This is a genomic window from Streptomyces sp. NRRL B-24572 (genome assembly GCF_002156145.1).
Classification (GTDB): domain Bacteria; phylum Actinomycetota; class Actinomycetes; order Streptomycetales; family Streptomycetaceae; genus Streptomyces; species Streptomyces vietnamensis.
In genome coordinates this window covers 1-8638 of sequence record NZ_MWIG01000202.1, presented here as the reverse complement: position 1 = coordinate 8638, position 8638 = coordinate 1, and the positions used below count along the sequence as shown (strand labels likewise).

Below are 8638 nucleotides of genomic sequence, written 5' to 3'. Positions count from 1 at the left end.
GCCCTGGAGAAGGTCGACGGGGAGTTCGCCGTCGGCTGCGAGGGCTGGCTGGAGCAGGAGGAGGTCGAGGAGCTCTCCGGGATCCGGCGCATGGAGCTGCCCTCCGCGGTCGCCCTCGGCACGGCGGCCCGCCTCCACCGGATCGGGCTCACCCCGTCCCCGGCGGGCGACCTCGCCTACACCATGCATCCCTGGGTGGTGAGCGTCGGACGGCTGCACGACGCCGGCTGGCGCCCGAAGTGGACGAACGAGGAGGTCCTCGCCGCGCTCCTGGAGGAGGTCGAGGGCCGCCACACGGTCGCCGGACGCCGCCTGGGCCGCAAGGACGCGACGGCGGCCGGCGCGGCCGGCGCGACGGTGGCGCTGCTCGGCACGGCGGCCCTGGTCCGGCAGATGCGGAAGCGGCGCGGCCTGTAGGACGGGCCGGTGGGGACGGGCTTGTAGGACCCTCCTACGGAGGGTCCCGTCCACAGGTCGAAAGGTCCCTTACCGGATGTCGGAGCCGTACGGCACCATGGGCGCATGGCGCAGACGCACGACCACCCCGGCGAGCAGGCCGCGGACGACCCGATCAAGCTGCTCGCGATCCGTGACACCCCGCTCTCGGTCGACGAGGTCTTCCGGGCCGTCGGAGACGACGCCGCCGGCGGCACCACCCTCTTCGTCGGCACCGTCCGCAACCACGACGGCGGCGCGGACGTCGACGCGCTGGGCTACTCCTGCCACCCGACCGCCGAGGCGGAGCTGCGCAGGGTCGCCGAGAAGGTCGTCGCGAACTACCCGGTCCGCGCCCTGGCCGCCGTCCACCGCGTCGGCGACCTGCGCGTCGGCGACCTCGCGGTCGTCGTCGCCGTCTCCTGCCCCCACCGCGGCGAGGCCTTCGAGGCCTGCCGCAAGCTCATCGACGACCTCAAGCACGAGGTCCCCATCTGGAAGCACCAGACCTTCTCGGACGGCACCGAGGAGTGGGTCGGCGCCTGCTGAGCCTGTCCGGCGGATCAGGCCAGGCAGGCGCCGGGGCGGCAAGGCGACGCGCCGACAGGGCGTAGTCGAACGCCCGATTTGCGTAACCGGGCCCCAGGCGGGAGCGTTGGGATCACAGATGACAGTCTGCTGATCAACTCACTGGGGATGGGAGGTCGGGATGGCAGCGCTGGCCTGGTTGCTGATTCCGCTTTTCGCAGTCGTCGGCGCGGCGATATGGGGAAGCTGGGCTTCGAGGAACAAGACCATAGGTGACGTGGCCGAACTCGCCGGCTACGCACGTTTCCGGGACGCCATGGAGCGGACCCACGTCACCACCGCCGATTCCGTTCGTCCGGAGCGCGAACCGGCCGCGACGGCCACCGCCACCACCTCGCCGTCCGGCTGACGGGGGCCGCCTCGTACGGACCGCCCCAGGGGTGCACCCACAGGCGAGTCCCGTACTGTCGTTCCATGCCACGCCGCACCGCGACGATGCTCGCCTCCACCCTGGTCCTGATCTGTCTGCTCATCGCGGGCGTCCTGATCCCGGTGCCGTACGCGGAGATGAGCCCGGGTCCCACGGTCAACACCCTCGGCGAGGCCAGGGGAGAACCCGTCCTCCAGATCTCGGGACACAAGACCTACCCGACCGACGGTCACCTCAACATGACGACGGTCCGCGTCACCAGCGCGGACTACAAGATGAACGCCGTCGAGGCCGTCTACGGATGGCTCGCCCACGACAACGTGGTGGTGCCGCACGACACCCTCTACCCGGACGGGAAGACCGAGGAGGAGTCGAGCCAGGAGAACGCCGAGGAGTTCAGCCAGTCCCAGGAGAGCGCCAAGGTGGCGGCCCTCGGGGAGCTGGGCATCCCGGTGGTCGCCCGGGTCGTCGTCGGCACCGTCGTCAAGGGCGCTCCGGCCGAGGGCAAACTGCACGCCGGGGACGTCATCAAGGCCGTCGACGGCGTCCCGATCAAGGAGCAGGCCGACGTCGCCAAGCAGGTGACGAAGCGGAAGCCCGGTCAGGACGTCGAGTTCACGATCATCCCCGCCAAGGAGGCGGCCGCCGCCGAGAAGGCCCACAAGGAGCCCACCGTCACCCGGAAGGTGGTCATCAGGACCACGACTTCGGAAGAGGGCGACCGGGCCGTCGTCGGCATCCAGGCCGGCACCGACCACGTCTTCCCGTTCACGATCGACATCAACCTGGCCGACGTCGGCGGCCCCAGCGCCGGTCTGATGTTCGCCCTCGGCATCGTCGACAAGCTCACCCCGGAGAGCCTCACCGAGGGCCGGTTCATCGCCGGCACCGGCACCATCGACGACAAGGGCGAGGTCGGCCCGATCGGCGGCATCGAGATGAAGCTGGTCGGCGCGCGCAACGCCGGTGCCGAGTACTTCCTCACCCCGGCCGACAACTGCGAGGCGGCCGCCGCCGACACGCCCGCCGGGCTCACCCTGATCAAGGTGAAGACCATCGACGACGCCACGAAGTCGCTGGAGAAGCTCCGCAAGGGCGACACGAAGGCGCTGCCGAGCTGCTCGAAGAGCTGAGGACGCGGAAGACGCCGAAGGGGCGCCGGGTCGTGTCGACCGGGCGCCCCTTTCCGTACGTACGGGCTCTCAGCTCTCGAAGGTCGCCGCCAGTGCCTCGGCGAGGCCCGGCACCAGGTCGGGGCCGGTCAGCACCTCGGTCGCGGAGTCCTTCTCGCGCAGCCGGATCGCCGCCTCGCGCTTGCCGTCCCGCAGCACCGCCACGGTCATCCGGACCTCCTGGCGGTCCGGGTGCGCGGCGACCCACTTGGCGAGCTGCTTCTCGTTCAGGCCCTGGGGGACCTGGGCCTCGGCCGACGGGGGCAGCATGAGCCGTTCCACGGTCAGGGCGCAGCCGGCGACGGCATCGGGCCAGGCGATCGTGCCGAGGAACTCGTCGAGGGCCTTGCCGCGCGGCAGCTTGTCCTGCTCGATCGGGGTGTAGGCGGTGGCGTCGTCGCCCAGACCGAGCTGGGAGGCGAGCTTGGGCTCCTGGGCGCGCAGCTTCGCGGTGTCGACCAGGGCGAACAGGCGGGCGGGCTGGTCCCAGCCGAGGCCCGACGCGTACTCGTCGATCTCGAGCACCGCGCGGGTGAGGGGGCTCGCGGCCATGGCCGGGCCGGAGGGGGAAAGGTTGGACATGACCAATATCCTGCCTCCTCTTCCCCGGAAGTCGGGAACTAGGTAAAGCCTCAGTAAGTTGCATCAGTGGGCTCTACGATCGCGGGGCCTGCTTTCAGACGCATCAACATCGAGGGGCGCACGTTGGCTTTCCAGATGCCGGACCGTGGCCAAGGCCCGTCCGGGCCGAGGGTGAGAGTCGGCCGGCCGTCCCGGCGGGCCCGCACCCTGCTCATGACACTCGGGGTGCTGGCCGTCCTCGCCATGGCGTTCGTGATGTTCGCCGGGTTCTGGACGGACTGGCTCTGGTACCGCTCGGTCGAGTACTCGTCCGTGTTCACCACCACGCTGTGGACCAAGATCGGCCTCTTCCTGGTCTTCGGCCTGCTGATGGGGATCGCCGTCGGCTTCAACATCTGGCTGGCGTACCGGCTGCGGCCGCCGCTCAGCGCGATGTCCCTCGAGCAGCAGAGCCTCGACCGGTACCGGATGGGCCTGGCCCCGTTCAAGAAGTGGGTGCTGTTCGCGGTCACGGCCCTGGTGGCCCTGATCGCCGGTGCCTCCGCGTCCGGCCAGTGGCGCACCTGGCTCATGTGGGTCAACGGGGTGAAGTTCGGCCAGAGGGACCCGCAGTTCGGCCTCGACGTGTCGTTCTACGCCTTCGACCTGCCCTGGTACCGCTTCCTCCTCGCGTTCGGCTTCGCCGCCGCCGTCCTGTCGCTGATCGCCGCCGCGCTCACGCACTACCTGTACGGCGGGCTGCGGATCACCAGTCCGGGCGCGCGTGCCACCGCCGCGGCCACCGGCCACCTCTCGGTGCTGCTCGGCCTCTTCGTCGCGCTCAAGGCCGTCGCGTACTGGCTCGACCGGTACGGCCTGGCGGTGAAGTCCAGCGACTTCAAGGCCACCGGCAACTGGACGGGCCTGCGGTACGTCGACGCCAACGCGTTCCTGCCGGCGAAGACCATCCTGTTCTGCATCGCCGTCATCTGCGCGCTGCTGTTCTTCGCGACGATCTGGCGCCGCACCTGGCAGCTGCCGGTGATCGGCTTCGGCCTGATGGTCCTCTCCGCGATCCTGATCGGCGGCCTGTACCCGGCCATCGTGCAGAAGTTCCAGGTCCAGCCGAACGAGCAGGCCAAGGAAGCGCCGTACATCCAGAAGAACATCGACGCGACCCGCAAGGCGTACGCGATCGACGGGACGAAGGCCGAGAACTACTCGGGCAAGTCGACGGTCAAGGCCAAGGACAAGCTGCGGGCGGACGCCGACACGGCCGCGAGCTACCGCCTCCTCGACCCGAACATCGTGTCGCCGACGTTCCAGCAGCTGGAGCAGAAGCGGAAGTACTACCAGTTCCCGACGACCCTGGACGTGGACCGCTACCAGGGCAAGGACACCGTCGTCGGTCTGCGCGAGCTCAACATCAAGGGCATCCCGAAGCGGAACTGGATCAACGACCACTTCACCTACACCCACGGCTACGGCGCGATCCTGGCCTCGGGCACGCACACGGACGCCAACGGCTCGCCGGTCTTCACCGAGTCCGGGCTGCCGACGACCGGCTCCCTCGGCACGTACCAGCAGCGGATCTACTACGGCGAGAAGACCGACCAGTACTCGATCGTGGGCGGCCCGCAGAAGGAGCTGGACTACGAGCAGAACGGCGAGAAGACCACCAGCTACAAGGAGAAGAGCGGCGTCAGCCTCTCCAACACCTTCAACCGGGCCGCGTACGCGGTGGCCTTCAGCGAGCCGCAGATCCTCTACTCGGGAGCCATCGGCGACGGTTCGCGGATCCTCTACAACCGCACGCCCAAGGAGCGCGTCGAGGCCGTCGCGCCCTGGCTGACCATCGACGGCGACGCCTACCCGGCGGTCGTCGACGGCCGGATCCAGTGGATCGTCGACGCCTACACGACGACCAACGGCTACCCGTACGCCTCGCGCACCACGCTCGGCGACACCACGGCCGACTCGCTGACCGTCGGCAACCAGCAGCGCACGGTCGTCGCCCAGCAGAACCAGGTCAACTACATCCGCAACTCGGTGAAGGCCACCGTCGACGCCTACGACGGCACGGTGAAGCTCTACCAGTGGGACACCCAGGACCCGGTCCTCAAGACCTGGATGAAGGCCTTCCCCGACACGGTCAGGCCGAAGTCCGAGATCAAGGGCGACCTGCTCGCGCACCTGCGCTACCCGCAGGACATGTTCAAGGTCCAGCGCGAGCTGCTGACCCGCTATCACGTCACCGACCCCGCGCAGTTCTACAGCGGCTCGGACGCCTGGCAGGTGCCGGACGACCCGACCAACAAGGACGGCAACGCGGTCCCGCCGTACTACCTGAGCATGAAGATGCCCGGGGACACGGCGCAGCGCTTCTCGCTGACGACGACGTTCACGCCGAACGGGCGGCCCAACCTGGGCGCCTTCATGGCGGTCGACGCCGACGCCACCAGCAAGGAGTACGGCCGGCTGAGACTGCTGCGGGTCACCTCGGACGTGCCGGGCCCGGCCCAGGTGCAGAGCAAGCTCAACGGCCTGCCCTCCGTGGCCACCTTCGTCCGGGACATGAAGGGCGCCGACTCGGACATCCAGTACGGCAACCTGCTGACCGTGCCGCTCGACGGCGGGTTCCTGTACGTGGAGCCGGTCTACGCCCAGGGACGCAACGCGCTCTACCCGCTCCTGAAGAAGGTCGCGGTGTCGTACGTGGACGCGGACCAGCCGGACGGTGACACGACCAAGGACACCACGGTGTTCGAGGACACCCTCACCGAGGCGCTCAACGCGGTCTTCGGGGTGGAGGCGCCCACCGCGCCGACGACCCCGCCGGGCACCACGCAGCCGCCCGGCACGACCCAGCCGCCGGCTTCGAACGACGCCGCCCTGAAGCAGGCCATCGCCGACGCCCAGAAGGCGTACGACGCGGGCCAGGCCGCTCTGCAGAAGGGCGACTGGACCGCGTACGGCAAGGCCCAGGAGGACCTCCAGGCGGCGCTCCAGCGGGCCGCGGACGCCGGGGCGAAGCTCAAGACCCCGGGATCAGGCGGCTGACCTGAGCTTTTCCGATTTCCCCGCTCCGCGTCGTGATACTGTGGTTTCACCGACGCGGGGTGGAGCAGCTCGGTAGCTCGCTGGGCTCATAACCCAGAGGTCGCAGGTTCAAATCCTGTCCCCGCTACTCAGGACAAGGGCCCGGATCCATAAGGATCCGGGCCCTTGTCGTGTGTCGACGTGCCGGGGGGTGCCGAAGAGCGGTAGGGAAGGGGCGAGTTGGCGTGAGTCGTGTTTGACTTGTCTCTCTGTGGGCATGTCGACAAAACGCTGAGTGACCTCACTGGCTGCGGTATACCAGGTGTGCTCGGGTTGCGGGTGGTGCGACGATGGTATTTATGGGGGACAGGGCAACTCTGTTGGAGACAGGGCGGTTTGTGCAGCGGCACGCCAGAAACGCCGCAGACGAGATCATCGAGGCCGCAGCGGTAAGGGCCGTCGATGCGGCCGTCGACACCACCGCCGAGACCGACGCCGAGAACGAGACCGAGACCGAGGCCCGGCACCGGCGGGCCGCCGAGCGGGGCGACGTCGCCTCGATGAGCGCCCTCGGCGCGCTGCTGCTGCGCCGCGGCGACCTCGACGGCGCCGAGCCGTACCTGCGGGGCGCCACCGCCGAGGGGGACCGGGCCGCCGCCAACAACCTGGGCGTCCTGCTCCACCAGCGGGGATACGCCGACGAGGCGGCCGGCTGGTGGCGGGTCGCCGCCGTCGCCGGCTCCGCCCCCGCCGCCCACGCGCTCGGCCGCCACCACCGCGAGCGCGGCGACGAGCCGGCCGCCGAGTACTGGCTGCGCCAGGCCGCCGAGCAGGGCCACGCCCTCGGCGCGTACGCCCTCGCCGACCTCCTGGAGCACCGCAGCGACGTCGGCGCCGAGCGCTGGCTGCGCGCCGCCGCCGAACAGGGCCACCGCGAGGCCGCCTACCGCCTCGCCCTCGCCCTGGAGCGCCGCGCCACCGAGACCACCCGCGGACCGCACGAGACCGGCACCCGGCTCCGGGTCCCCGGTGCCGGGGCGATCGCGCCCTCCGGCGCGGCCGCGACCGGAACCGCCGTCCCCCCGCAGCCGGGCGGCGAGCCCGCGGGAGCGGCCGCCGAGGCCGAGCAGTGGTTCCGGCAGGCCGCCGCGCGCGGTCACCGGCGGGCCGCGTTCCACCTCGGCGCGATCCTGGAGCACCGCGGCGAGCTCAAGGAGGCCGGCCGCTGGTACCTCAGCTCCGCCAAGGAGGGCGAGGCGAAGGCCGCCTGCGCGCTCGCCTTCCTGCTCCGCGACGCGGGCGACGAGGAGAGCGCCGCCGTGTGGTGGCTCCGGGCCGCCCAGGACGGCGACGGCAACGCCGCCAACGCGCTGGGCGCCCTGCACGCCGCCCGGGGCGAGCAGCAGACCGCCGAGCGCTGGTACCGGGCCGCCATGGACGCCGGCGACGTGAACGGCGCCTACAACCTCGGGCTGCTCTGCGCCGCCCAGGACCGCATCCCGCAGGCCGAGCAGTGGTACCGGCGCGCCGCCTACGCGGGCCACCGCGAGGCCGCCAACGCGCTCGCCGTGCTGCTCCTCCAGGCCGGCGACGCCAACGGCGCCGAGCCCTGGTTCTCCAAGGCCGCCGAGGCCGGCAGCGTGGACGCCGCCTTCAACCTGGGCATCCTCCACGCCGGCCGCGACGACGACCGCACGGCCCTCGTCTGGTACGAGCGGGCCGCGGCCGCCGGACACACCGAGGCAGCCCTCCAGGTCGGCATCGCCGCCCTCCGCGACGGCGACGAGCAGACCGCCGAGCGGCACCTGCGGTGCGCGGCCGGCGGCGGCAGCGCCGAGGCGGCCTTCCGGCTCGCCTCGGTGCTCGACGCCCGCCGCCCCGAGCCCGGCCCCGCCGTGCTCGGCGCGCCCCGCGAGGAGAAGTCCGAGTGCGAGGAGTGGTACGAGCGGGCCGCCCAGCAGGGCCACCGGCGCGCCCAGGTGCGGGTCGGGATGCTCGCCGCCGGGCGCGGCGACCTCGCCGAGGCCGACCGCTGGTACCGGGAGGCCGCCGAGGCGGGCAGCCGCAACGGCGCCTTCAACCTCGGGCTGCTCCTCGCCCGTGAGGGCAGCGAGCGGGAGGCCGCCCTCTGGTGGACCCGGGCGGCCCGGGCCGGCCACGGGCGGGCCGCGCTCCGGCTCGCGCTGCTCGCGGCGCGCCGGGGCGAGCTCACCGAGGGGCGTCGCTGGTGCGACCGCGCGGTGGAGCTGGGCCCGGCGGAGGTCGCCGAGCGGGCGGCCCGGCTGAGCGATGCGCTGCACCAGGAGCTGACGGCGTAGCGGGGGGTACAGGGGTTAACGGATTTGCGCTGGTGACGGGGGTCCCGTAAGGTTAGGTTCACCGACGCGGGGTGGAGCAGCTCGGTAGCTCGCTGGGCTCATAACCCAGAGGTCGCAGGTTCAAATCCTGTCCCCGCTACTCAGTAGCAACGAAG

General features: G+C 71.2%; 6 protein-coding genes, 2 tRNA genes and 1 pseudogene. 8 read left to right on the top strand and 1 reads right to left on the bottom strand.

The window, feature by feature from the left end; all coding sequences use genetic code 11:
- The 4 genes and pseudogenes from CCN56_RS12865 to CCN56_RS12850 all read left to right on the top strand — a co-directional run.
- Positions 1–417, top strand: a pseudogene (locus CCN56_RS12865) (NAD-dependent dehydratase); the annotation flags it as partial.
- A gap of 105 nt (positions 418–522) precedes the next feature.
- On the top strand, positions 523–984 hold the full coding sequence (locus CCN56_RS12860; protein WP_041131148.1) for a molybdenum cofactor biosynthesis protein MoaE: 462 nt from the start codon (positions 523–525) through the stop codon (positions 982–984).
- 160 nt (positions 985–1144) lie between these two features.
- Positions 1145–1372 carry a hypothetical protein gene (locus tag CCN56_RS12855; RefSeq protein WP_086826570.1) on the top strand — a complete coding sequence of 76 codons (228 nt, stop codon included), beginning with the start codon at positions 1145–1147 and terminating at the stop codon, positions 1370–1372.
- A 65-nt stretch (positions 1373–1437) separates the two neighbouring features.
- Positions 1438–2526 (top strand): PDZ domain-containing protein, encoded by a 1089-nt coding sequence (locus CCN56_RS12850; RefSeq protein ID WP_086826568.1) that lies wholly within the window; start codon positions 1438–1440, stop codon positions 2524–2526.
- A 69-nt stretch (positions 2527–2595) separates the two neighbouring features.
- Here the strand turns inward: CCN56_RS12850 and CCN56_RS12845 are convergent, their stop codons facing one another.
- Entirely contained in the window at positions 2596–3147 is a 552-nt protein-coding gene (locus CCN56_RS12845; protein WP_086826567.1) for a PPA1309 family protein, read from the bottom strand.
- A 135-nt stretch (positions 3148–3282) separates the two neighbouring features.
- Here CCN56_RS12845 and CCN56_RS12840 point away from each other — a divergent pair, with 135 nt between their 5' ends.
- The 4 genes from CCN56_RS12840 to CCN56_RS12825 all read left to right on the top strand — a co-directional run bounded on the left by CCN56_RS12840 (position 3283) and on the right by CCN56_RS12825 (position 8622).
- The gene (locus CCN56_RS12840) at positions 3283–6186 is read left to right on the top strand and encodes a UPF0182 family protein (RefSeq protein WP_086826565.1); all 2904 of its coding nucleotides are present in this window, start codon (positions 3283–3285) and stop codon (positions 6184–6186) included.
- A 53-nt stretch (positions 6187–6239) separates the two neighbouring features.
- Positions 6240–6313, top strand: a tRNA-Met gene (locus tag CCN56_RS12835).
- Positions 6314–6515: 202 nt separating this feature from the next.
- A complete protein-coding gene (locus CCN56_RS12830) occupies positions 6516–8483 on the top strand; it encodes an SEL1-like repeat protein (protein WP_086826563.1) in 1968 nt (655 codons plus the stop codon).
- Between the two features lie 65 nt (positions 8484–8548).
- Positions 8549–8622 (top strand) — tRNA-Met (locus tag CCN56_RS12825).
- The last annotated feature ends 16 nt before the right edge of the window (positions 8623–8638 follow it).